This is a genomic window from Pseudoalteromonas sp. SG43-3, from assembly GCF_014164385.1.
GTDB lineage: Bacteria > Pseudomonadota > Gammaproteobacteria > Enterobacterales > Alteromonadaceae > Pseudoalteromonas > Pseudoalteromonas distincta.
On the sequence record NZ_JACJFC010000022.1, the window covers coordinates 48,066 to 73,821 of the forward strand.

24 protein-coding genes are annotated in these 25,756 nt (G+C 39.3%); 10 read left to right on the top strand and 14 right to left on the bottom strand.

The window, feature by feature from the left end:
- Nucleotides 1–287: 287 nt before the first annotated feature.
- The 11 genes from nqrM to H5157_RS17430 form a co-directional block, all read right to left on the bottom strand.
- The gene (gene nqrM, locus H5157_RS17380; protein WP_007376137.1) at nt 288–500 is read right to left on the bottom strand and encodes a (Na+)-NQR maturation NqrM; all 213 of its coding nucleotides are present in this window, start codon (nt 498–500) and stop codon (nt 288–290) included.
- 101 nt (nt 501–601) lie between these two features.
- On the bottom strand, nt 602–1,633 hold the full coding sequence (locus tag H5157_RS17385; RefSeq protein ID WP_182712248.1) for an FAD:protein FMN transferase: 1,032 nt from the start codon (nt 1,631–1,633) through the stop codon (nt 602–604).
- A 109-nt stretch (nt 1,634–1,742) separates the two neighbouring features.
- Nucleotides 1,743–2,972 carry an NADH:ubiquinone reductase (Na(+)-transporting) subunit F gene (gene nqrF, locus H5157_RS17390; RefSeq protein ID WP_002958895.1) on the bottom strand — a complete coding sequence of 410 codons (1,230 nt, stop codon included), beginning with the start codon at nt 2,970–2,972 and terminating at the stop codon, nt 1,743–1,745.
- A gap of 18 nt (nt 2,973–2,990) precedes the next feature.
- On the bottom strand, nt 2,991–3,599 hold the full coding sequence (nqrE, locus tag H5157_RS17395) for an NADH:ubiquinone reductase (Na(+)-transporting) subunit E (protein WP_002958896.1): 609 nt from the start codon (nt 3,597–3,599) through the stop codon (nt 2,991–2,993).
- Between the two features lie 10 nt (nt 3,600–3,609).
- Complete coding sequence (locus tag H5157_RS17400) at nt 3,610–4,242, bottom strand: NADH:ubiquinone reductase (Na(+)-transporting) subunit D (protein ID WP_002958897.1); 633 nt, start codon at nt 4,240–4,242, stop codon at nt 3,610–3,612.
- A complete protein-coding gene (locus H5157_RS17405; protein ID WP_002958898.1) occupies nt 4,242–4,994 on the bottom strand; it encodes a Na(+)-translocating NADH-quinone reductase subunit C in 753 nt (250 codons plus the stop codon). The genes H5157_RS17400 and H5157_RS17405 overlap by 1 nt, the downstream gene beginning before the upstream one ends.
- On the bottom strand, nt 4,987–6,189 hold the full coding sequence (locus H5157_RS17410) for an NADH:ubiquinone reductase (Na(+)-transporting) subunit B (RefSeq protein ID WP_002958899.1): 1,203 nt from the start codon (nt 6,187–6,189) through the stop codon (nt 4,987–4,989). Before H5157_RS17410 ends, H5157_RS17405 begins: the two co-directional genes overlap by 8 nt.
- A 4-nt stretch (nt 6,190–6,193) precedes the next feature.
- Nucleotides 6,194–7,537, bottom strand: a complete 1,344-nt coding sequence (locus tag H5157_RS17415; protein ID WP_024596562.1) for a Na(+)-translocating NADH-quinone reductase subunit A — start codon at nt 7,535–7,537, stop codon at nt 6,194–6,196.
- Nucleotides 7,538–8,166: 629 nt separating this feature from the next.
- Nucleotides 8,167–9,360, bottom strand: coding sequence for an enoyl-ACP reductase FabV (gene fabV / locus H5157_RS17420; RefSeq protein WP_024596563.1), 1,194 nt, complete (start codon nt 9,358–9,360; stop codon nt 8,167–8,169).
- A 113-nt stretch (nt 9,361–9,473) separates the two neighbouring features.
- Entirely contained in the window at nt 9,474–9,785 is a 312-nt protein-coding gene (locus H5157_RS17425; protein ID WP_024596564.1) for a BolA family transcriptional regulator, read from the bottom strand.
- A gap of 61 nt (nt 9,786–9,846) precedes the next feature.
- Nucleotides 9,847–10,458, bottom strand: a complete 612-nt coding sequence (locus H5157_RS17430; protein ID WP_182725161.1) for an alpha-ketoglutarate-dependent dioxygenase AlkB — start codon at nt 10,456–10,458, stop codon at nt 9,847–9,849.
- Nucleotides 10,459–10,500: 42 nt separating this feature from the next.
- On the opposite strand from H5157_RS17430, the gene H5157_RS17435 reads away from it, so the two are divergent.
- The 4 genes from H5157_RS17435 to H5157_RS17450 are packed head-to-tail and all read left to right on the top strand — an operon-like array spanning nt 10,501 to nt 14,256.
- Nucleotides 10,501–11,643 carry a methyltransferase gene (locus H5157_RS17435; RefSeq protein ID WP_024604970.1) on the top strand — a complete coding sequence of 381 codons (1,143 nt, stop codon included), beginning with the start codon at nt 10,501–10,503 and terminating at the stop codon, nt 11,641–11,643.
- Nucleotides 11,644–12,204: a YajG family lipoprotein gene (locus tag H5157_RS17440; RefSeq protein WP_024596567.1), complete on the top strand. Its 561-nt coding sequence runs from the start codon at nt 11,644–11,646 to the stop codon at nt 12,202–12,204.
- Between the two features lie 2 nt (nt 12,205–12,206).
- Nucleotides 12,207–12,827 (top strand): peptidylprolyl isomerase, encoded by a 621-nt coding sequence (locus tag H5157_RS17445; RefSeq protein ID WP_002958906.1) that lies wholly within the window; start codon nt 12,207–12,209, stop codon nt 12,825–12,827.
- A gap of 49 nt (nt 12,828–12,876) precedes the next feature.
- A complete protein-coding gene (locus H5157_RS17450; protein WP_002958907.1) occupies nt 12,877–14,256 on the top strand; it encodes an AmpG family muropeptide MFS transporter in 1,380 nt (459 codons plus the stop codon).
- Between the two features lie 70 nt (nt 14,257–14,326).
- Here H5157_RS17450 and H5157_RS17455 read toward each other — a convergent pair whose 3' ends face one another.
- Complete coding sequence (locus tag H5157_RS17455; RefSeq protein WP_002958908.1) at nt 14,327–14,566, bottom strand: helix-turn-helix domain-containing protein; 240 nt, start codon at nt 14,564–14,566, stop codon at nt 14,327–14,329.
- A gap of 446 nt (nt 14,567–15,012) precedes the next feature.
- Here H5157_RS17455 and H5157_RS17460 point away from each other — a divergent pair, with 446 nt between their 5' ends.
- Complete coding sequence (locus H5157_RS17460; RefSeq protein ID WP_024596569.1) at nt 15,013–15,201, top strand: hypothetical protein; 189 nt, start codon at nt 15,013–15,015, stop codon at nt 15,199–15,201.
- 49 nt (nt 15,202–15,250) lie between these two features.
- On the opposite strand, the gene erpA is transcribed toward H5157_RS17460, so the two are convergent.
- Nucleotides 15,251–15,589, bottom strand: coding sequence for an iron-sulfur cluster insertion protein ErpA (erpA, locus tag H5157_RS17465; protein ID WP_002958911.1), 339 nt, complete (start codon nt 15,587–15,589; stop codon nt 15,251–15,253).
- 321 nt (nt 15,590–15,910) lie between these two features.
- Here erpA and H5157_RS17470 point away from each other — a divergent pair, with 321 nt between their 5' ends.
- From H5157_RS17470 to H5157_RS17490, 5 genes are all read left to right on the top strand, one after another.
- Entirely contained in the window at nt 15,911–17,593 is a 1,683-nt protein-coding gene (locus tag H5157_RS17470; RefSeq protein WP_002958912.1) for a chloride channel protein, read from the top strand.
- Nucleotides 17,594–17,608: 15 nt separating this feature from the next.
- Nucleotides 17,609–18,043 carry a CopD family protein gene (locus tag H5157_RS17475; RefSeq protein WP_002958913.1) on the top strand — a complete coding sequence of 145 codons (435 nt, stop codon included), beginning with the start codon at nt 17,609–17,611 and terminating at the stop codon, nt 18,041–18,043.
- A gap of 114 nt (nt 18,044–18,157) precedes the next feature.
- Nucleotides 18,158–19,174 carry an aspartate carbamoyltransferase gene (locus H5157_RS17480; protein WP_002958914.1) on the top strand — a complete coding sequence of 339 codons (1,017 nt, stop codon included), beginning with the start codon at nt 18,158–18,160 and terminating at the stop codon, nt 19,172–19,174.
- A 33-nt stretch (nt 19,175–19,207) separates the two neighbouring features.
- Nucleotides 19,208–20,488 (top strand): glutamate-1-semialdehyde 2,1-aminomutase, encoded by a 1,281-nt coding sequence (gene hemL, locus H5157_RS17485; RefSeq protein WP_024596268.1) that lies wholly within the window; start codon nt 19,208–19,210, stop codon nt 20,486–20,488.
- Between the two features lie 179 nt (nt 20,489–20,667).
- Nucleotides 20,668–22,509, top strand: a complete 1,842-nt coding sequence (locus H5157_RS17490) for a methyl-accepting chemotaxis protein (RefSeq protein ID WP_182725162.1) — start codon at nt 20,668–20,670, stop codon at nt 22,507–22,509.
- Nucleotides 22,510–22,585: 76 nt separating this feature from the next.
- Here the strand turns inward: H5157_RS17490 and H5157_RS17495 are convergent, their stop codons facing one another.
- A complete protein-coding gene (locus H5157_RS17495; protein WP_024596270.1) occupies nt 22,586–25,606 on the bottom strand; it encodes a TonB-dependent receptor in 3,021 nt (1,006 codons plus the stop codon).
- Nucleotides 25,607–25,756 lie beyond the last annotated feature (150 nt).

Here is a 25,756-nt window from a genome sequence, read left to right on the forward strand (position 1 = left end):
CCTTCACACTGACAACATCTTCACACACAATATAAAGATTCTTTTAAGCGAGGCTAACTTATGCCTCAAGCTTATGACGAGAGCCTTGCTCTTTGTCTATGGTTAAACTTTAGAGTGTTAGCTCCAATTTGACAAACGAGAAAAATAAACCTAATAGGTGAAAAAAACTAAACTATATACCTTTGTCTAATACATTTAGATTGGATTGCTTTGGAAGCTATGATGCGAAGGCGTTTTACAGGCACAAAAAAAGCGCTATAAAGCGCTTTTTAATATTTAAGACAGGCTTAAATAATTTGGTTTTCTTTCCAGGCTTGCTCTTTTGCTAAACGGTTTTTGCGTTTATCACATGGATCATCGCAATCACAGGCTTTATCAATACCAACCGAACCTAAACCACCACAGCTGCTTGCCATAGATTTTTTTTGCACGATCATACCAACGGCCATAGCCGAAACTATCAAAATTAGTAAGCCAAAAGTAAGAAGAAAAAGTGACATTGCTTAGCCCCTATTGATCAGCAATAAATTAAACTCAAATATTTTTGAGCGACTGCTATTATATACCCAAATAACACGGAAATAAACAAGTCAGCACCATACTATAAATAAGACTTAAATGCTGGGCTTGAGTAGGTAATTAAACCCTCTTTTGATTTACCTATTAAATAAACCGGTAAATCATGTTGCTCAGCATAAGCTTGCGCTTTTTGCATCCCCATTACAGTAAGTGCTGTCGCTAAACCATCTGCCGTCATAGCACTTGGATGAAGCACAGTTACCGACACTAAGTCGTGCTTAATAGGCATACCTGTTGCTGGATCAATTAAGTGGGTATAGATCTCGCCATCCATTTTATAAAAAATACGGTAATCACCCGATGTCGCTATACCACTTGTACCTGGCGATAAGACACGGTGTACCTTACGCTCTCCAGGTTGCGCATCTGGTTGCTCAATCGCGATTTTCCAATCCTGATTATTTGGCTTTTCACCTGCTATACGCAGCTCACCACCAATCTCAACCATGTAATTAGTAATGTCGTGGCTTTCTAATAACTGGGCAACTTTATCAATACCATAGCCCTTAGCTGTTGCCGAAAAAGAAAGCTCCAGTCCATTAACTGTTTTAGCAAGTCCTTGCTCATTTAAGATAAGTTTATCAATGCCTATTTTTTCAACCATACTTGCAAGCTCTTCATCACTTGGGCGATTAGTTGGTTTTTTATCAGGCCCAAAGCCCCATAAATCAATTAAAGGCCCCATTGTTACGTCGAGTGTTTTAGTCGATTCACCCAAGCGAATAGACTCGCTTATAACAGCCCTAAAATCTTCGCTAATTGGCATGACTTGATTTGCAGGTAATCTGTTAAATGTATTTATTTCAGAGTCTTCTATGTAAGTAGACATAGATTGGTTCACATCTTTTAAAACAGCGTCTATTTGCAGCTGTAGTTGTGAAGCCGATAGCTGGGCTTGCTCATCATAATATTTAATATGATAAGTGGTACCCATAGTCTTACCTTCTAAAAAGGTTTCTTTTAACTCTGGCTTTTCACCACACCCAGACAATAATACAGTCAGTGTAATTAGTAAAAAGGCCATTATGCCCTGTGAAGTACTTACTCGATTCATAACAGCTCTACTTAATAGATTGATAAAATTAAAGAATAAAAAAAGCCTCGTAACACAAGTGCTACGAGGCTGGTATTTTAACCAAAACTAAACTGTTTTGGTATTAGTGTTAGCCACCGAAGTCATCTAGTAAGATATTTTCGTCTTCAACACCTAAATCTTTAAGCATAGTAATAACTGCCGCATTCATCATTGGAGGACCACACATGTAGTACTCACAATCTTCAGGCGCTTCGTGATCTTTAAGATAGTTCTCAAATAAAACGTTATGGATAAAGCCAGTATAGCCTTCCCAGTTATCTTCAGGCTGTGGATCTGAAAGTGCTGTATGCCATACGAAGTTAGGATTTTCAGCGGCTAGGCCGTCAAAATCTTCTACGTAGAACATTTCACGCTCAGAACGTGCACCATACCAAAAACTCATCTTACGTTTAGAGTTCAAACGTTTAAGTTGGTCAAAGATATGAGAACGCATTGGCGCCATACCAGCACCACCACCAACAAATACCATTTCTGCGTCAGTGTCTTTAGCAAAGAACTCACCAAATGGGCCCGAAATAGTTACCTTGTCGCCTTCTTTAAGTGACCAAATGTACGAAGACATTTTACCACATGGCAAGCTAAGGTTTCTTGGAGGTGGAGCAGCAATACGCACGTTAAGCATAATGATGCCTTCTTCTTCTGGGTAGTTAGCCATTGAGTAAGCACGAATTGTTTCTTCGTCTACTTTTGACTCCAGATCGAAGAAACCAAAATGGTTCCAGTCGCCACGATACTCTTCAGGAACATCGAAATCTGCATATTTAACATGGTGAGGTGGAGCTTCGATTTGGATGTAACCACCCGCACGAAACGGCACTGACTCGCCATCTGGAATTTGCAGCTTAAGTTCTTTGATGAACGTTGCTTTGTTATCATTAGAGATAACTTCACAATCCCACTTCTTAACACCGAAAATTGACTCTTCAAGTTCAATTTCCATGTCATTTTTAACATTTACCTGACACGCTAAACGACAGCCTTCACGGGCTTCACCTTTAGATATGTGATCAAGCTCAGTTGGCAGAATATCACCACCACCTTCTTTAATGTGTACACGACACTGACCACAAGAGCCACCGCCACCACAAGCAGATGATACAAATATACCTGACTCAGATAGTGCGCCTAAAAGCTTACTACCTGCTGATGTTTTAATGGCTTTATCTGGGTCGCCATTAATGCCGATGATAATATCGCCACTTGCAACTAACTGAGATTTAGCACCAATGATGACTAAAACCAGTAGTACAACGATAGCGATAAAAACACCAACGCCTAAGAAAATCTGATAATCCATGATTTATCCTCGCTACCTTTACAGTGAAATACCAGAGAATGACATAAAGCCAAGTCCCATTAAACCAACAGTGATGAAGGTAATACCTAAACCACGTAAGCCGTCAGGTACGTCTGAGTATTTCAGTTTCTCACGGATACCTGCAAGTAATGTAATTGCAAGTGCCCAACCAACACCAGCGCCAATACCATAAACAACAGACTCGCCGAAGTTATAGTTACGCTCAACCATGAATGATACCGCACCAAATATTGCACAGTTAACTGTGATAAGTGGTAAGAAGATACCTAACGCGTTGTATAGTGCAGGGAAAAACTTATCTAACGCCATTTCAAGAATTTGCACAAGTGCTGCAATAACACCAATGAAAGTTAAGAAACGTAAAAAGCTAAGATCTGCATCTGGGTAACCTAACCAAGTTAGTGAACCAGGTGCAAGTACCGCATGATAAACCAAGTTGTTTACAGGTACAGAAATACCCAATACAACTATAACCGCTATACCTAGGCCAATTGATGTAGTTACTTTTTTAGATACCGCTAAAAAAGTACACATGCCTAAGAAGAATGACAACGCTAAGTTCTCAATAAAAACGGCTTTTACAAATAAACTAATATAATGTTCCACTATTTGCCCCTTACGCTTTAGCTTCTACTTGGTCTTTCTTATAAGTACGCAGTACCCATATGAATAAACCAATGATGAAGAATGCACTCGGTGGTAAGATCAATAGACCCATAGGCTGATACCAACCGCCATCTTGTACTAATGGGATAATATCAACACCGAATAGTGAACCCTTACCAAATAGCTCACGAATGAAACCAACAGTAAGTAGTACCACAGAGTAACCTAAGCCGTTACCAATACCGTCAAGGAATGACATAAGTGGTGGCGACTTCATCGCGTATGCTTCAGCACGACCCATTACGATACAGTTAGTAATGATTAGACCAACGAATACAGAAAGCTCTTTTGCAGTAGCATAAGAAAATGCCTGTAATACTTGGTCAACAACGATTACCAATGATGCGATAATTGTCATTTGTACGATGATACGTACAGATGATGGGATCTGGTTACGAATAAGCGAGATAAAGAAGCTCGAAAACGCAGTTACAAGTGTCAATGCGATTGACATAATTAACGCATTTTTTAAGCTAGACGTTACCGCTAGCGCAGAACAAATACCAAGTACTTGTAGTGCGATTGGGTTGTTAGCTAAAACCGGGCCAAATAGGACCGCCTTCATTTCTTTAGTATCAGCCATTATTTCAATGCTCCTTTACGTACTTTCGCAAGGAAAGGGCCAAAGCCATTTTCGCCAGTCCAAAAGTCAACTGCATGATCAACACCGTTAGACGTTAATGTAGCACCTGAAAGACCATCGATCTTATGCTCATCATTGCCCGCAGTACCTTTAACAATTTGAATTGGAAGTTCTTTACCTTCCCATGTAGCAGTCCACTGTGGATTTTGGATTTCGCCACCAAGACCTGGGGTTTCATTATGCTTGTAAAAGATAATGCCCTTAACTGTTTCACCATCGCTTTCAAGCGAGATAAAACCGTACATCAAGCCCCATAAGCCGTAGCCTTGGATAGGAAGAATGATTGCATCAACTGAGCCATCTTCTTTTTTAGAGATATACACCGGTGACTCTTTAGTCACACGTTGAATACCAGCAATATCTTTAACGCCTTTCTCTTGAAGAGAAACACTTAGCGCTGCATCATATTTGCTTTTTTCAAAGTCAAAGATTGTTGGGTCTGTATCTACAAACTCACCTGTAGTCATGTTTACAACGCGCGCTTCGATTTTTGCATCAAATGTTTCAAGAACATTTTCAACTTTGTCGATGCCCGCAGCAGCTAAGATATTGCTTTGAATATCTTTGTTTTTATTAGCTTGCTGTAAAGGACGAAGCTGTACAGAAGCAAACGATACAATGATTGCACACACTAAACATAGTGCTACAACAACTGATAACGTTTTGCCGATTGATTCGTTATTACTAGACATTACGTGCCAACCTCCGCTTAATATTAGCCTGCACTACAAAGTGATCGAACAGTGGAGCGAACAAGTTAGCAAATAAGATTGCTAGCATCATGCCTTCTGGGAAAGCAGGATTCACAACACGTATCATAACCACCATAAAGCCAATTAGTAGACCATATGCTAATTTACCTTTGTCAGTAAATGCAGCTGATACAGGGTCAGTAGCCATAAAGAACATACCAAACGCAAAGCCACCAAGTACGAAATGCCAATACCAAGGCATTGCAAATACAGGGTTAGTTTCTGAGCCAACAGCATTTAATAAAAATGCAGTTGCTACCATACCTAGGAATACACCTAGTACGATGCGCCAAGAAGCGATACGAACGTAAATTAAGAACAAACCACCTACTAATAATGCAAGTGTAGATGTTTCACCTACAGAACCTTGAATGAAACCATAAAACGCATTCCACCATAATTCCATGTTTGCAAAGTCAAGTGTGCCAGCAAATGCTTGGCCTAGCATAGTTGCACCAGAGAAAGAATCTACTGCTGTCCATACTGTGTCACCTGAGATTTGAGCTGGGTATGCAAAGAATAAAAATGCACGACCGGCTAAAGCAGGGTTTAAGAAGTTACGGCCAGTACCACCAAAGATTTCTTTAGCGATTACTACACCAAACGTAATACCTAACGCAACTTGCCATAAAGGAATAGTTGCTGGCAAAATAAGTGCGAATAATACAGAAGTAACGAAGAAACCTTCGTTAATTTCATGCTTACGCACTGAAGCAAATATAACTTCCCAGAAACCACCTACTGCAAATGTTACAGCGTAGATAGGTAAGAAGAAACATGCTCCATAGAACATCTTAGCGCCCCAGCCTGCATCAGCGGTTAACTCGCCACCGAATAACTGGAACAAACCAACTTGCCACGTGTTTGCTAGTTCAAAACCTTGTGCTAAAGCACCAGCGGCCTGATGACCGATATTGAACATACCAAAAAACATAGCTGGGAACGTCGCCATCCACACTAAAATCATCATACGTTTTAGGTCGATGTTATCGCGTACGTGTGTCGCGCCTTTATTTACGTAGCCTGGTGTATAAAAAATAGTTGCAGCTGCTTCATACAGTGCATAAAACTTTTCATATTTACCACCGGCTTCAAAATTCGGCTCGATATCTTCTAGATATTTTTTTAAACCCATCTCTCTAGCCTTCCTTCTCGATCGTAGTTAAGCAATCGCGTAGGATAGAACCATACTCGTATTTGCCTGGACAAACGAAGGTACATAACGCTAAATCTTCTTCATCAAGTTCAAGCGCGCCCAATGAAATTGCACTGTCTAAATCACGTGCAATTAAGTCACGTAATAATAGAGTAGGCAAAATATCTAACGGCATTACGCGCTCGTAGCTACCAATTGGTACCATGGCACGTTTTGAACCACCTGTTGACGTTGTCATTTTAAATAAACGACTTGGTGCAAGGTGAGAAAGGAATGTACGCGTTACAGAGAATTTATCACTACCTGGTGCAATCCAGCCAAACAATTCTTTTTCGCGACCTTCAAGTAAAACAGATACTTGAACGTGGTAACGACCTAAAAATGCATGAACACCGTTTGAAATAGAACCCGATAGAACAGAACCAGAAATAACGCGGTTATCTCCGTCTTCTAACTCACCAGCCACTAAATCATCCAATGAAGCACCTAATTGTGTTTTCACTAAACGTGGGTTTTTAACGCGAGGACCTGCAAGCGAAATAACACGATTTGTGTAAATTTCACCAGTAAGGAATAAGTGACCATACGCAATAACGTCTTGGTAACCAATATGCCAAACTTGTTTGCTAACAGAAACTGCATCAAGATGATGGATATGAGTGCCAACGAGGCCAGCCGGATGCACACCACCAAACTCATGTACTTCTACTTGAGCTATAGATGAGCTAGGAACTTGGCTGCCTGCTTTTTTACACACAAATACTTTGCCATCGGTCAAACGCGAAACAACTGCAAGACCCGCTTCAAATGCTTGCGCATTTTCTGCAATAATTACTGCAGGATCTGCAGCTAATGGGTTTGTGTCGATTGCGGTCACAAAAATAGAACTAGGATTTGCATCCACAGCCGCTACTTTGCTGAATGGGCGAACACGAAGTGCTGTCCACTGACCAGACTGGATAAGTACTTCTTTGGCTTTTTCGCGCTCTAAGCTCGGAAGCTCGTCTGCTTTGAAAGAGTCAAAGGTGATTTGCTCACTGCCTGCTACTTCAATAACAACAGATTGCAGCACACGTTTAGCACCACGATTTATTTCTTTTACTGTACCAGAAGCTGGAGCAGTAAATAGGACGCCTGGGTTCTTTTTATCTTCAAAAAGTACCTGGCCTTTTTTGACTTGGTCATCCACACGAACATGCATGGTTGGACGCATACCGATAAACTCTTCGCCAAGCACAGCTACACGTTTGACAGCAGAACCGTCATGTATAACTTGCTGTGGCGCGCCCTCTAAGGGTAAATCCAGACCTTTTTTTATGTTGATCATACGCACTTGCATTACATTAAAGGAAAGAAACTGAAAAATCGTATCAACCACGTCGCCATTTGAGTTATTCCAAGTTATATCAAGGTACAAAAGAGCAGCTTGCTAGAGATATCAAACAAGCAACGTAGTAAAACTCATCACATATTGTCGAGATTTTAACATCATTTTAGATGACTATGCGAGTGTATTTATGAAAATTATACGACAGAAACACTTATTTAGTTTTGTTAAGTGAATTAAATAAAAATCAAGCTAGACCAAAGTGGTAGCCTAAGCAATTATCATTCCTGATTTCATCGTAAATTCAACAAATCGCATAATACAAAAAAAGCCGCGATAGCGGCTTTTTATAACTAGGGCCTGTTGACCTTTCAGGATTAAAATTTGTTCAATCTAGGGGCTATTTAATCGCGGCGTGAGGTTTGTAACCTAGTGGGCTAAGTAAAAACCGAGCAACAAAGAGTAAATAGCCCCTAGGCAGAACCCTTTGGGCAGCGCATGTTTGGCATTTATTCCACGTTATCGCCCATTTATGGGGAATAACCACACTACATAGGCTCTGCCTTGCCTAAATACCAAACAGACTGCTGCAAATTTAACCTCGAAAGATAAACAGGCCCTAAGTTCTGTTAGTCAATCATATTGGCAATTGGCTTAACTGAATCTACATCTTGATCGTAGTCAACACTATCTATACCAAAACCAAATAAGCGTAAAAACTCATTATGGTAACCAACATAATCTGTTAGCTCATCAATGCTGCTCGTATCTACTTTATCCCAAACAGCTTGCACGCGAGCTTGTACATCGTCTTCTAGCTCTTTGTAGTTTTGGAATAAATGTCCACCGTCGTCAAAGCGAGGAGATTCACCATACAAGTTTTCACTAAATAAAGCGTGAATTTGCTCAATAGTGCCTTCGTATGTGCCATCTGCTTTCATAACTTTAAATAAAGCAGAGATATATAACGGCATAATAGGAATAGCAGAACTTGCTTGCGTTACCACAGCATTAAGTGATGAAACATATGCCTCACCATTTAAATCTTTTGTTGATTCTTTAATAGCAGCGGTTGCACGGTCTAAATCTTCTTTAGCCTTACCAATAGTAGCGTGTCCGTATATTGGCCATGTTAGCTCTTTACCAATATAAGTGTACGCAGTCGTTTTAAAGTTATCGGCTAATACATCCGCTTCTTTTAATGCGTCAATCCACATTTCCCAATCTTCACCGCCCATTACTTTAATGGTGTTGTCGATATCGTCTTGGTTTGCAGCTTCAACAGTAATTTCATCAATTTCACGCTTTGATGTATTTAAGTTTTTAGTAGTAACGGCACTGCCAATTGGTTTAAGCGTAGATGAGTAAACTTCGCCCGTATTTGGGTCTGTACGACGAGGAGACGCTAAGCTGTAAATAATACAATCTACTTTGCCCAAATCTGCTTTAATAGTGTCGATTGCTTTTTGTTTAATTTCGTTAGAAAACGCATCGCCATTAATATTTTTAGACCAAAGGCCTGCTTCGTCTGCTGCATCTTGAAAAGCAGCGGTATTGTACCAACCAGCAGAGCCTGTTTTGCGTTCTGTACCTTCTTTTTCAAAGAAAATACCTAATGTTTTAGCACCACCACCAAACGCTGCTGTAATGCGCGAAGCCAAGCCGTAGCCTGTTGATGCGCCAATAACTAATACATTTTTTGGTGCATTTTTTAATGCGCCTTGTTGTTTTACATAGTTAATTTGTTCTTGAACATGCTCTGCACAACCAGCTGGATGTGCGTTTGTGCAGATAAATCCACGAATTTTAGGCTTAATGACCATTGATCATCCTATATCTTTTACAATAAAAATTAGCGCTAGTTTAAAGGCTAATACTAAAAACACTGATCTGATCAGTTAACCACAAGTGTAACAATCAAATCGCTATTAATTATTTAAGCTAATTTAGAGCCGCCCATACAATTAGGTGAATCAGGTGCCTCGCCGCCCTGCTCTGTATACTCATCGGGTGTATATGTATGAATTGCGAGTGCATGAATATGATTTGCTAATTCATCTTTTAGAATTTCATTAATTTCACGATGGCGCTGCAATAAACGTTTACCTGTAAAACCTTCGCTAACCACTATTACTTTAAAGTGTGATTCAGTGCCCGCACTGTGCATATGGCTTTCGTTAATTACGTTTAAATGTTTACACGCAATAGCGTTGCTTATTTTTTCTTGGATCTGTTGCTGCATTGACATAAAAGACCGTTTTAATTAGCTAATTTATACACTTACTATAACAATTTAACGCAGCGCTTGGCTAACTAAATTGCTTTTGTTTAATGTGCTTAATAAATCGGTAAGTTAAACTTATTCGGGGATGTGCAAGCGTTGTTTGCTTAGGTATTGCATGTTGATAATCTCGCTGGCTATGTCCATTCATTATTAAACAGCTGCCACTTTGTAATTTTAAGTCGGTTACTTTATTGCTCGCCTTGTGCTTTAACTTTAGAATCCGATCAGCTCCTAGCGAGACACACACAATTGTTGGTTTATCACCAAGCTCTATTTCATCATCACTGTGCCAGCCCATCGTATCATTACCATCTCGGTAATAATTAACGAGTAATGAGTTTAGAGGCTGATTTAAGTGCGCCTCTAAACGCCTTCTCATATTAAGTAACAATTCATCCCATGGCTCTACTATTTGCTTACTACTTGAATAGCCGTATTCAATATTTAAATCGCTCATGAAGCATTGTAGCCGTGGAATAGGCCCCGTTTTACCATAAACAGTTACATCGGGTTGCTGCCAACGTAGTTTTTTTTGCAAATAATAAAATAGATCGAGGCTTTTTTGTGCACTAAGTGCCCTACTTTGATAAGAAAAGCCATTTGGTAACTGTTGGGGGTTGGCGTTTTGCCGTTGCATGTTAGAATTTACCTACATTAGATTACTGATCAACGAACCATTATGACGACGCAAGCCCAGCTAGGCGATAAAACCTTTACTCTTGAACGCTTTCCTTTGGATCAAAAAAACCGCAGCTTACAAGCGTGGGATTCGGCAGATGAGTACCTTATCAATTATGTTAACGAACATCACCCTGATTGTCGCTCATTGCTTATTTTAAACGATAGCTTTGGTGCACTTGCTTGTTATTTTAATAAGTTAACGGTTTGTTCAGTTAACGATTCTTATATTAGCCACCAAGCTGCGGCTTATAACTTACAAGAAAACAAGCTGCCTACAGCAGATTTTACACAATTAGATAGTTTGTCTGCATTACCGCAGGATGTTGATTTAGTACTTATTAAAATCCCTCGTAATGTAGGTTTTTTACAGTTTCAGTTAAGTGAACTCAGTGAAGTCCTTGCACCTGGTACGCCAGTAATTGCCGCAGGTAAAACAAAAGAAATTCATAACTCAACAATAAAATCATTTGAGCAATTTATTGGTGAAACAAAAACTAGCCTAGCAGTTAAAAAATCCCGTCTTATATTAAGTACAGCTAAAGGCGGATATAAAGCAGCAGATTTCCCTGTAACGTGGGAGCTTGAAGGTACTGAGTTTAATATAACAAACCATGCAAATGTGTTTTCGCGTGATTCGTTAGATATTGGTGCACGCTTCTTTTTTAACTACTTACCAGAAACACCAAAAGCTAAAAGCATTATTGATTTAGGCTGTGGTAACGGAGTTGTTGGATTAATGACGCTTGCTCGTTGCCCTAATGCATCAGTTACTTTTGTTGATGAGTCTTACATGGCAGTAGAGTCGGCTCGGTTAAATGTAGAAATTAACCTAGGCGATAAATTTGATAACTGCGAGTTCATCGAAAACGACTGTTTAACAGGCTTTGAAAGAGACAGTGTAGATATGGTGCTTTGTAACCCTCCATTTCACCAAGCTCAGGCCGTTACCGACCACATTGCTTGGCAAATGTTTAAACAAGCAAAAGATACTTTAAAAGAAGGCGGCGAGCTGCGTATTATTGGTAATCGTCATTTAGATTATCATGATAAATTAAACCGTATGTTTGGCAACTGTAAGTTGTTAGGTTCAAACAAAAAGTTTGTCGTTTTAAGTGCAACAAAAAATAGTGGAATGCTATAAATGAAATTAACAAACATTATAATTGGGTATTGTGTATTACTGATACTTGCTGGCTGCGCGAATCAGCCTAGCCAAGTAATACTTAACCCTGTTTATAAAAATGGTCAAATTAGCACTATAAATAGTAGCTTAAGTACTAGTGTAATTGATTTACGTGGCGATACATCAACACTTAAACTTATTGAGTCAGACAAAACTAAAACCTTTGCAAGCCAAGGTATTACCAGCTCTATTAAAAGTGTGTTAGACAGCGCCCTAAGCCGCAATGGAGCCAGTATTTCTAACTTAGCAACGGTTCGCTTTGAAGTAGATATTCATGCATTGCAAGCTGTTGTAACCGAAAAGCTAGTGAGCCATACCAGCGAAGCCCACATAGAACTTGGCGTGCGTGTTATTCGCGCCTCAAGTAACTTTAGTAAAGTGTATAGAGGTAGTGCTAATTTAGAAGGCCCATTTAGTCATGAGCAAGCAAAAATAGAAGGTCAACTCAATAAGTTGACTGAGCAAGTTATTACCCGCATTGTATCTGACCCTGAATTAATAGAATTTTTAGAAGGTTAACTATGAAACGACTTTTTTTAATCTGCTTAGGCCTATTCTTTAGTGTAAGTAGCTTAGCAGCCCAAGAAGGCCGCTTTGTGCAAAAGGACAACATTTTTCCACGCGTAGAAATTGTAACGTCAATGGGTAGCATCGTGGTTGAGCTGGATCGTTCTAAAGCGCCCATCACAGTCAATAATTTTTTAACTTACGTGTCAGACAAAAGTTATCAAGGCAGCGTTTTTCACCGTATTGAGCGCGATGTAGAAAATGATCGCGACTTTGTTATTCAAGGTGGCGGTTACGATAAAGACTATGATGGCCTACATGAAAATGACCCTATTTTTAATGAAAGCGGTAACGGTTTAAAAAACGATATGTATAGCATTGCTATGGCCTATCAAGATAGACAACCGCACTCAGGAACTCGCCAATTCTTTTTTAATATGGATAACAACGATCACTTAAATCCAGGGAAAGATTGGGGCTTTGCAGTATTTGGTAGCGTAATGGATGGTTACGACACGCTTGATAAAATTATGACTGTTGAAACCGGTTTTAATGAAAAAATTGGCTACGATTTCGTACCTAAAAAACCTGTTGTCATCTTAAATATTAAAGTACTTGAACAAGTCCCACTATAATTTTTTAAGAGCAGCCTAGCTGCTCTGCATCAAAGCCAATGAAGGCCCTATGAGCAAATCTCTCTCTATTAGCGAATATTTTTCTTACTTTAAAGACAAACGCTTAATCCACATTTTCATATTTGGTATGAGTAGCGGTTTTCCGTGGGTTTTAATTGGCTCTGTTATGTCTGCTTGGCTAAAAGATGAGGGGCTAAGTCGCAGTATGATAGGCCTATTTGGCATTGTATTTGGCGCTTACAGCATAAACTTTTTGTGGTCACCACTCATTGACCGTACAAAACTTCCTATTTTATATAAATGGCTAGGCCAGCGTCGCAGTTGGATACTATTTTGCCAAAGTTTTATTTTTATTGGCACCTTGCTATTAGCAGGGCTTGATTTAAAAGCTAATTTGGCAATTGTTGCTGCGATTTGTTTATTAATCGCCATTGCTTCGGCTACTCAAGACATTGCTATTGATGCCTTTAGAATAGACACCCTAAGCGAAAGCGAATCACACAAAGCAACCGCTGCAGCCGCCATGGCAACTTCGGGTTGGTGGACAGGTTATGCACTTTTAGGCGCCATTCCATTTTACATGGCCGATATCCCCTCGCTCGACTGGCCACAAATTTATTACTTTTTAGCTGCCGTAATGCTGCTGTTAATGAGTGGAGCACTGTTTGCAAAAGAGCCCGAAACTAACCGCGAAGCAGTACATGCCGAACTTGAACGTGTGTACCTTGAAAAACTGTCCTCTACAAAACAAACTCCTTTAACAAAAACTGTTGCGTGGCTTGCGGTAACCGTTATTGATCCCTTTAGAGCTTTTTTTACTAAAAATGGCGTTAAAACAGCACTAGCATTACTTGCGTTTATTTTCTTATTTAAAATAGGCGAAGCGTTTTTAGGGCGCATGTCGATTGTGTTTTATAAAGAAATTGGTTTTAGCAATAGCGATATAGCTACATTTTCGAAGGTAGGTACAGCGGTACTTACAATCATATTTACCTTTGTTGGCAGTTTATTTAATCAAAAATATGGCATTGTTAAGGGTTTATTTGTAAGTGGAATTGCAATGGCTGCTTCAAACTTAGCCTTCTCGTGGATTGCTTTAGTTGGCCCTGACCTAAGGCTGTATGCCTTTGCTATTGTCATTGATGGCTTTACGCAAGCGTGGTCGTTGGTCGCTATGGTGGCCTTTATATCGATGTTATGCGATAGAGCATTTAGTGCAACGCACTATGCATTACTGGCGTCATTAGGGAATTTAGGACGAACATTGCTTTCAAGCTACAGTGGTGTAGTAATTGATGATTGGTTAATGGGAAATTGGTCGCTGTTCTTTATTTTAACAGCCTTAATGGTTTTACCTTCGTTGATATTTTTATATCTGATTAGGCATAAGTTGTATGAGCTTGAGAAGAATTACCACAAAAATATTTAATGCATCCCTGCATTAACATATTGCTTAGCACTATCAAGTGCCCCTTAAAGTGTACTAAGCAATTATTGAGTTAATCTACTTTTAGCAAGCTGAGTGCTTCATGTGGATCAACTTCAAGAGCTGTACAATAGCGAACAAACTCAATTACATCTAAGCGGCGTTCTTGATTTTCAATCTTGCCGATAAACGAATGAGGCGTTCCAAGCACTTGTGCTAGGCTTCGCATTGTATGACCCTTTTCATGGCGCTTAGTTTTAAGCCACTTTGTTAGCTTTGCATTTTCTTCAGAAGAAACTGTTTTGCCCATCATTTTACATCTCCTACTAGATGATTTGACGTACCCATTAAAGCAGTAGTTTCCATCAATAGCCGTAGGCAGGTAAGCAGTCATACTTTCAATAGCAAGCTATTGCTTAATAAAGCATGTGTTGCTACTCACTCCACCAACACAGCTAAAAACTACGCTAATAATATGGTAAAGATTTGTTTTTATTGAGAATGAAATTTTGCCCGTCTCATTCTTGGATACATTATATACTATTAACACTTTGGTTAAATAATTAATTACATACTCGGTACAAAATCAACCTGAACGAACATTTATAAACACTGAATATTTGACCTAAGTTATCAGAAAATATTAAAAAAATAATATTACCTTCATAAAACAGCTTAAAAATATTTATAACATATTTGTTCCTTTTTAATGTTACACGTTTATTATTAAGCAATAATTTGCACTAAAAAGGCCAAGTAATGTTCAGACTTCTTTTTTTATTACCTATCGTGTTGTGTTTAGGTTGGTACTTTTTTTTGCGCCACAACGGCGTACCAATTAAACAAGGTAAAAAAGGCTTTATGTATATTTTAGCGTTTTCAGCCTTTGTGCTCGGCTTTTTTGTATTGATAATGCAAATTACCGAATACGCACCAACTGATTTGTAGGCATTAAAAAAGCCGCAAAAGCGGCTTTATTCTATTTAGCGTTTGGCTGTTAAACGCTAAAGCTTGCACCACAACCACAGGTTGTTGTCGCATTTGGATTAGATACAAAAAAGCGTGCGCCTTCTAATCCTTCAGTGTAATCAACCTCACCATCAACCAAATATTGAATGCTCATTGGATCAATAACGAGTGTTACACCATTTTTTACAATTTCTAAATCGCCAGGATTCGCTTTTTCATCAAAAGTAAAACCATATTGAAAACCAGAACAACCACCGCCTGTTACATAAACACGCAGTTTTAAGTCTGGGTTTTCTTCTTCGTCGATTAACTGTTTAACACGAACAGCAGCTGCATCGCTGAACTTAATTGGTAATTCTTCAGACATTTTAAAACCCTCAATATCGCAATGGCGTGATTATCTAATACCCGAGTGTTTTAATCAAGTATAGTAAAACAACTCTTTCCTCTAAGTTATATCTATAAATTAGTAAAAAAGTGGCCAAACATTAACTAGCTAAAATAATACTTAAGCAAACTAAAAGCGACCTTTATACGCTATAAACTCATTAAATATTTTAGTTATAGGCAATAGGTCTTAATCTTCACTGCAAATTGTTAATATAAGTTACGAAAATTTCAAAATCACAAGGACTTAGCTAAACTCTTTTGCTAAAATGCTGCTGAAAAATACAGCGAGGAATTATGCATGTGGCTTGAGCAACTCAGGCGTCGGCTGGCAAAACCTAAAACATCTGTACAATTATGCTTATTAGGCGTAGTTGCCGGATTAATTGCTGCATTTTTTATTATTTTATTTCGCTTAACCATTCTGTTTTTCCAAAGCTTATTTTTAGAAACACCTGACGACTTTACTACCCTACCAACACTTGAACGTGTACTAATGCCTTTAGTTGCTGCATTACTAATAGCCACGTTTGCTGCCTTTACTGGGTTTAAACATTACCGCTTGGGTATTCCCTTTGTTATACACAGAATTAAACGTCACTACGGGCAAATGCCTTTATACAATACGGTTAATCAATTTGTTGGTGGCGCACTTGCTCTCATTAGCGGTTTTTCAGTTGGCCGAGAAGGGCCTTCCGTGCATATGGGCGCAACGGGGGCGAGTATTTTGGCAGATAAGCTGCATTTACCGCATAATGCCATGCGTACTCTAAGTGGTTGTGGAGTAGCGGCAGGTATAGCCGCGTCGTTTAATACTCCACTTGCAGCCGTTATTTTTGTAATGGAAGTGGTACTTCGTGAATATAAAGTACATATATTTGTACCTATCATGCTTGCCGCTGTTACTGGCGCACTGGCCACACAGTTTGTTTTTGGTGAAGGCTCAGAGCTTGCGCTCATTACCATAGCGCCATTGAGTGGTTGGCATTACCCTTATTTAATATTATGCGGCATGGCGCTGGGTGCAATTGCATTTAGCTTTAATCAAAACTTAATGCTAATTATTAAAACATTTAAACCTTTAAGTATGTTCCCTCGTTTATTAATTGCAGGGTGCATTGCCAGCTTAATAGCTTACGCAGTGCCTCATGCTATGGGCTCTGGTATGAGCGCAATAACTATCGCGGTTGAATCTCCTGATGACGTAAAGCTACTCACAACTATTTTAATCGCTAAACTACTTGCTACATTGTTTGCTATCGGTTTGGGTATTCCGGGCGGTTTAATTGGTCCGGTAATTGGACTTGGCGTATTAATTGGTACATTAATGGCTTTTTTTGCTCAGTTTATTAGTCCTGGCACTGATATAGCGGGTACTTATGGAGTTTTAGGTATGGCCGGATTAATGGCCGCCACATTGCATGCACCACTAGCTGCTTTAACAACGGTCATGGAGCTTACATCGTCACCTGAAATAATTGTTCCAGCTATGCTTGTGATCACCACGGCCTATGTAACAGCATTACAGTTTTTTGGAAATCGCTCCATATTTTTGCAGCAACTAGATTTTCAGGGATTACCGTACCATGTATCTCCCGCTACCGAAGCATTACAAAAAGTGGGGATAATGGATGATATGGATGAAGACTTTAAATTGCTTTATTCTGACGACAAAGTGCAAATAAAAAGCACATTAGATGCCATGGATAGCCAAACTCCGTTAATTGTTTTTGACGAAGAAAATGGCTATCGTCTCGCTGAATACGATTTAACGCTAATGTCTAATGAAACAATAAATATAAATTATATTAGCTTGCAGGGCATCAGTAGTCAGGCCACCCTAGCCGATGCTTTCGATATCCTAAAAGATAAAAGAAGTGGCGCGCTTTACGTTTATAACCTTTTAGATAATCAACAAATTATGGGGCTATTACGCTGGGATCAAATTCATCATATTTTAACCATTCGTAACAGCTTACTTTAAACAATAAGGACTATTATGAGCGCATTATTGATTTATAAAACACTCCACATATTTTTTATGATTGCGTGGTTTGCCGGTATTTTTTACTTGCCTCGATTATTTGTATATCACGCTATGAGCGAGGAAAGATCATGCAACTCTATGTTAAAAGTTATGGAGCGCAGACTACTTTATTTCGTTACCCCATTTGCTGTATTAACCGCTGTATTTGGTGTATTGACCATTGTTGAATATGGTCGTGATTGGTTTAGATACAGTATGTGGTTGCACTATAAGCTAGTGCTGGTGATCATATTATATATATACCACGGCTACTGTTTTAAGTTATTAAATGACTTTAAACATGACCGCAACACTAAGACAGACCGCTTTTACCGTATTTTTAATGAGCTCCCAGTTATTGCGTTGCTCATCATAGTGGCACTTGCGGTAATAAAACCTAATTTATAAGCTTTGCGGCGCATGTTAAACTTCGCTGCAATTTACAATACTTGCTTTAACACGCGCGATTGCGTGCTCCATTTATGGATTATCGCGCCCATTTGACTGATTAGGAATAACCCCATGTTAAGTTTCCAAGGTGAGCATATACTGTCTGTAAATCAGCTAGACAGAGACTGCATTGAACGTATTTTTGCAGTAGCAAAAAAAATGGAGCCTTATGCTAAAAAGCAAAAGCAAACTACGGTGCTAGAAGGCGCTATTTTAGCTAATTTGTTTTTTGAACCGAGCACTCGTACACGAGTTAGCTTTGGCACCGCCTTTAACTTACTTGGCGGTGGCGTACGTGAAACTACAGGTATGCAAAGTTCAGCCCTTGCTAAAGGTGAGTCTCTTTACGATACCGCCCGCGTTATTTCAGCTTATGCTGACGCTGTTGCTATGCGCCATCCTGATGCAGGCTCAGTTAGTGAATTTGCTGACGGCTGTACTGTGCCGGTTATTAATGGCGGCGACGGCCCAAATGAGCACCCTACTCAAGCATTACTTGACTTATTAACCATTGAGCGCGAATTACATCGTTTTGGTCAAAATATTGATGGTATGCATATAGCGCTTGTGGGCGATTTAAAGTATGGCCGCACAGTGCATTCTTTATCTAAACTATTGTGCCATTATAAAAATGTAAAGTTTTCGATGGTCGCGCCTGACGGCTTACAAATGCCAACAAGCATTTTAGATGCAGTAGAAAATGCTGGCCATAAAATTGAGCTAGTAAATAAGATGGAAGGCAATTTAGCAGCCGATATTGTTTACCAAACACGTATTCAAGAAGAGCGTTTTCCATCGCAAGAAGAAGCAAATAAATACCGTGGCGGTTTTAGGATTAGCCAATCTATTTACAGCGCTCACTGTAAGCCTAACTCTGTATTAATGCATCCTCTTCCACGTGACAGTCGCTTAGAAGCCAACGAGCTTGATAACGACTTAAACAGTAACGACAATTTAGCAATATTCCGCCAGGTACAAAATGGCGTATTAATTCGTATGGCACTGTTTGCTTTAACACTCGGCGTAGAAAACAAAGTCGATAAGTATGAAGTAGACGTACCTTGGTTTAGCCGCAAACGCGACAGCTAACCCCCTTTTAAGTGACAATTTATAGGATTTTTCATGACAATTAGCCAAGACTTATTTGAACGCGCCCAAGCTTCTATTCCTGGTGGCGTAAACTCACCAGTTCGTGCTTTTAATGGTGTAGGCGGTACGCCACTATTCATTACAAAAGCAGAAGGCGCGTTTACATTTGATGCCGACGGTAATCGTTACATTGATTATGTTGGCTCTTGGGGGCCTATGATCATGGGCCATAATCACCCTGCAATTAAACAAGCTGTACACGAAGCTGTAGAAAATGGCCTTAGCTATGGCGCACCAACTGAAGCCGAAATATTAATGGCTGAAAAAGTAAAAGAGCTAGTTCCATCAATCGAAAAAGTACGCATGGTTAGCTCAGGCACTGAAGCAACAATGAGTGCAATTCGTTTAGCACGTGGCTTTACCGGTCGCGATAAAATATTAAAATTTGAAGGTTGTTACCACGGTCACGCTGACTCGTTATTAGTTAAGGCAGGTTCTGGTGCGCTAACAATGGGTGTGCCTAATTCTCCAGGTATTCCTGAAGACTTTGCTAAGCATACACTTACAGTTTCGTTTAATAATCTAGATGAAGTAAAAGCTATTTTTGCAAAATACGCGGACGAAATTGCCTGCATTATTGTAGAGCCAGTAGCCGGTAACATGAACTGTATTCCACCAGTGCCTGGCTTTTTAGAAGGTTTGCGTGATGTGTGTGACGAATATAAATCAGTACTTATTTTTGATGAAGTAATGACAGGCTTTCGTGTTGCACTTGGCGGTGCACAAGCTTATTACAACATTAAACCAGATCTTACGTGTTTAGGTAAAGTAATTGGCGGCGGCATGCCAGTTGGCGCGTTTGGTGGTAAAACTGAAATAATGGATTACATTGCGCCTGTAGGACCAGTTTACCAAGCTGGTACTCTTTCTGGTAACCCTATTGCAATGGCTGCAGGTTTAAAATCACTTGAGCTATTAAGTGAGCCTGGCCTTCACGATAAGTTAGAAGCTATTTCAAAAGCAATTTGTGAAGGCTTTGAAGCTGGTGCTAAAAAAGCCGGTGTTGCGCTAACAACTAACTATGCGGGCGGCATGTATGGATTCTTTTTTACTGATGCTGAAAAAGTAACGACATACAAGCAAGCAACTGAGTGTGACCTAGAGCGCTTCAAACGTTTTTTCCACCTCATGCTTGAAGAAGGCGTTTACCTTGCCCCATCAGCATTTGAGGCTGGTTTTGTATGTGCTGCGCATACTGAGCAAGAAGTAAAAGACACAATAGCGGCAGCGGAACGCTCGTTTGCTAAACTTTAAGCTAAAAATTACTATTTATACATTTGTAACCACTTGTTTTTAAGTATGTAATTAAGACTAAAGATTGAAAAAAGCCCGAAAGGGCTTTTTTTATTTGTAGTGTACTATAAATGAATGATAATTAAGCATAACAAGGTCTATTCACCTTTACTCTATTACAAAAAATACAAGAGAGCCTTATGTCAGGATTACGCCAATTTTCTTTTCCCGCTATCCAGCTAATGGCAAACTTAAAATACAAAACTAAAATCAGCTTAATGTTTGGAATTTTACTCGTTCCTCTATCACTTAGTTTGTTTTTTTTAGTCTCGTTATTAAGTGAAAGTATTACTGTTTCAAAAATGCAACAGCAAGGCTTAAAAGGCTACAGAGCTATACTTTCAAATCAAATGCAGGGAGATACGAATCAAAATATAAAAATAGCTCGCTCACTCGGCTTTGACATAAAAGACACACAAGCAAATGAAGTACTTGAACTTGTTTCTATTCAATCAAATCTAGCCTTAGACAGTCAGTTAGCAAGCGCTTATGTAAACCGCTCTTTAGTCACGCCAATTCCTGCACTTATAATGCAAATAAACTCAACAGCGCAAAGCGCTAATACTGTTTTAGCTAGTAACCGTTTTACGCCCGATACGTTTATAGCACTTTCAAATTTTAGTAAGTCACTTCCTTTATACGAAAAACAACTCGATAAAATACTCAATGTAGCCACTAATGCAGATAAATCAGTAAACAAAGCGCTCATGCCTCCTTTAACTAGTTTACACAGTGCTGTGGGTGCATTTAAAAACGCGATAGATGAAAAACTACTTGAGCCAGACGATATTCTATTAACTCAATCAGAATTTACTAAACTAACAAACAATGTTCACAGCAGTATTAATCAACTTGTTAGTAAGAGCATTCCAACCCTTGAGAGCCTTATTGAGGCAAAACTACAAACTCAACAGTGGACACGAAATCTTGTTTTAGCTGCTTCATTGATCAGTTTGCTATTTGCATTTTATTTGATGATTGGTTTTTATTTTGCAGTTGTTGATACCATTAATCGCTTTGCTGATGCCGCTAATAGAGCCGCGAATGGCGACTTAAATGCCACTATCGATTCGAGCACTAATGATGAAATGGGAATTATTGCATCGCGCTACAATGCATTACTTAATGCATTTTCACATTTATTATTTGATGTTAAAGCAAGTACAGAAGAGCTATGCGACGCAACTAAATCGCTATCACATGCGAGTAGCGAAACAAGCAATGATGTTTCAAAACAGCAAATTCGAGTCAATGCCATTTATAATGCACTAAGCGATATGGCTCAAAACGCACTTGCAGTTGAAGAGTCAGCGCATCAAGCTACGCTTACCGCACAAAATGCTGCAGTTCATGTGAAACAAGGTTCAGATAATACAATGGAGCTTGCTAAATATATGCAAGACCTCCAAATTGAATTTGCAGAGAGCCAACAAGCGCTCGATAAACTAGCACAAGATAGCCAAGAAATTAGCAAAGTAAGTAAAGGGATCAGTGAAATAGCCGATCAAACAAACTTGCTTGCACTTAATGCCGCTATTGAAGCCGCGCGAGCCGGCGAGCATGGCCGTGGATTTGCCGTTGTAGCTGATGAGGTAAGAACACTTGCTCAGCGTACACAAACACAAACCCAAGAAATACATCAAATTATTAGCTCTTTACAACAAGCATCTGACGACACTCAGCAAAAAATGCGCTCAAGTGTTGAAAAAATGGAGCAATCAGTAAAAGCAGCCAATCAAACCAATGAAGTATTGCAAAGTGCAGAGCAAAGTATGGGCGATATTAAACATCAAGGTGAAGTAATTGCAGAGCGTGTTAAACAGCAATCAAATGCAACAACACAAGCATTAAATGATTCGCAAGAAGTGAGTAATTTAGCAGATCAAACGCTAACATCGGCTCAATCAACGCTACAAGATGCACAGCAATTAAGTCGCTTATCTAATGATTTAACCAAATCAATGCAGTTTTTTAAATCTTAAGCGTTAAAAAACAAGTAATTTTAAAATAAAAAACCCTTCTATTCAGAAGGGTTTTTAGTAGAGGTAATTAGTAATATCAGAAGCGAGCTTCGATACCTAATCGAACATAACGCGGGGTTTGCCAAGAGTACGCAGCATCATGATAAGCATTTACTTCGCCTTCATTTTGCTCATAGTGCTCATTCAACGACGACTCAGTTTGTGAGTTGAAAATGTTAAAGACATTAACAGATGCTCTCATATCAATATCTGAGATAGTAAAGTCGTAAGCGGCAGATAAATCTAAGTTAAATACCCAAGGTGTACGACCATTCGTGCCACGGCTGTGCTTCTCATAGATTTTTTCATCTTGCTCACACTCGCCATTGCTGTTTGTATCAGGGCATTCGTTAGTGTAGATGTAAAAAGTATCTCCCCAACCACCGTTTAAATTTGGATCATTTGACGGATAACCTTGACCAAATAAGCTTTTAGGACGACCACTTTGTAAGGTTGCATTCCAGCCAACGGTTAGATCCTCCATAGGCTCCCAGCTACCAAAGAACTTAAATGTATGGCGTCTATCATTAGGTTGATAGCCTTGTGAACCATCCATAACAGCAGGGAAGTCAAAGTCTTGAGTAATACCAGCATCTGCTTGACCAATATCTGATTTAACAGCGCCTTCAAAGTTACCAACACTTCTAGCCCATGTATAGCCAAACTGGTAACGAATAGTATCAGCCTTGTAATCTAAGCTAAACTCAACTGCTGTATACTCATTATTTGCTTTAGGTAAGCCTATCGTATCCGCCGAATAAGTAGTTAACGAACCACTATCTGGAACTCCGTCATTATCAAAAGATGAATCCCCCCAATCTGTACCATTCCAATAGTAACCATCGCTGTACCAACTAGAAGAGTCACCTGGGTTTATCATTACACAGTATGGGTATGCATATCGTCCACAGTAATCATCTAGTGCAGTTGCAACTTCACGGTAAATACCTTTTACACCAACTGTATATTCATCATTTAAGGCTTGCTGTATACCTATAATATATTCATCTTTAGAAAATGGTTCCGCCTCTTGAGCTTGGAAAATATCTTTTTCAGGTATTACAGGCACGCCACTTACTTGCTGTGAGTTTTGAGCTCCGCCACTCCCAAGCGTGTCCGCAAGTGGTGATAGCCCTGTAGGGGCACCAGTTTGTGAATCAACACCAGTATAAGTATAAGCTGTCGTGATATCACTAACACCAGATGCAGCTCTAAAAATAGTGTTATTAGCAACTGGTAAGTAATAACGCCCATATGTACCATATACCTTAGTATCGCCAGTACCCGTAGGATCCCACGTAAAACCTAATCTAGGAGCTATATCCGTTTCAAAACTAGTTAATAGTTTACCGGTAGTACCCCAGCTATCAAATTCATCAATACGTAGGCCAACTTTTACAGAGAAATCATCAGTTACTTGCCACTGATCTTCAATGTAGTAAGCGGTTAATTCTGATTCAAAACTACCACCACCATCGAAGATACGATCCTCTACATAATCAAGCGCAGCTCCTGTATTATTTGTCAATGCACCGTTATCAGCTTGCCAACTACCATTATCCGCTAAAGTTCTGTAGTCATAACTATGCCCGCCAATTGGGCTACTTACATTTTCTGACTTACGCTCTTGATAATCTATACCAAATGTTATTTCATGATCATTCCAGACATACTCGACATCTAAGCGGTATTGTGTGTTTTCATCATTATTAGCACCAAAACTACCACCTGCGCCACAACCTGTAATTGGGTTAGCTGTGCCGCGTGAATCTGTAATTGAAGGACAAACTAAGTTCTCAGATTGTGTTTCATACTCTGTCTTAATATTACCAGCCATTGCCGTCACTACTAAGTTTTCAGTTAACACACCTGTGTAGCTTAAACTTTGCGCTTCACCACCACGCTTGAGAAGAGCGCCATCAATACGATCTCCAACTGTCCCATTATCATATTCATAAACAGAGCGCTCAATATCACGACGGTTAGAGTACGCAAAGTAGCTTAATCTGTGGTTTTCATTAATATCCCAATCAAGCTTACCACCCCAGAATAAATTATCACCACCAGAAGCTGATTCGTTGCGGTATTGATCATTTGGCGAGAACTCATCTCCACCCCAAGTATATGTAGATTCTGTATCCCTTGGGTTTATCAAGCCGTAGAAAAACAGTGTATCTTCGATTAGTGGACCACCAGCAGAAAACGTTACATCAGTTTTGCTATCTGAATCTAGGCTTTCATCTCTGAAAATTTGGCCAGCGCCATTATTACCACGAGAGATGCTGCCCTCTTCTTGTAAAGAGTCAGGTTGAAATTGTACGACTGCCGCAAATTCCCACTCATTTGTACCACTTTTAGTAGTTGTATTAATAGTACCACCGGTTGCACGACCAAACTTCGCGGAATAACCGCCTGTTTTAACTTGAAATTGGTCGTAAAATTCGAAAGGTACTTCACCACAACCAAGACCTTGGCGAGTATTAGTAACTTCTAACCCGTTTATATAACATGCATTTTCAGCAACCGATGAACCACCAAAAGAAGCGGTGTTTCCAAATGCACTATCACCTTTAACCGCTCCTGGCGCTAATAGCGCAACAGATGTAAGGTCTCTGTTTATAGGCATACGGTCTATTTCAGCATCAGTAATTACTAACCCCGAATCAGCTGTAGTTAAATCAATTGAAGATATACGAGCACCTAATACTTGGATTACTTCAGGCCCAGAGTCACTAACTTGAGCTAAATCAAAACTGGCTCTTGCATTTGCTCCTAACGAAACTCGAACGTTATCTTCTGCAACAACAGCACCATTTTTTATAATTTGTATTTGATAACTACCAGAAGGTAAAGATGCAAAACGAAAAGATCCATCATCAGAAATACTTAGTGTTCTTTCTAACCCTGTTGCTGGGTTTTTGACTTTTACTGTATACCCTGCAGTAGTAGAAATATTATTAATAGACCCTACAACATCAGATGCAGCTGCTGGGAGAGTAACCCCGAGAGAAGCAAGAACCGCTATTGCTGTAAGATTTTTTTTGAATATATTTTTCATATTCTTATCCCTGTAAAGTTTATAATTATTTTAGCACTTTAAACAAAATGCATACAGAGAGTAACAAAAGAGTACAAATTGTAAATATGTTAATTAATCCAAGATAAAATTAAAATTAAAAACAAATAAAAACAAACACTTAAAATGATT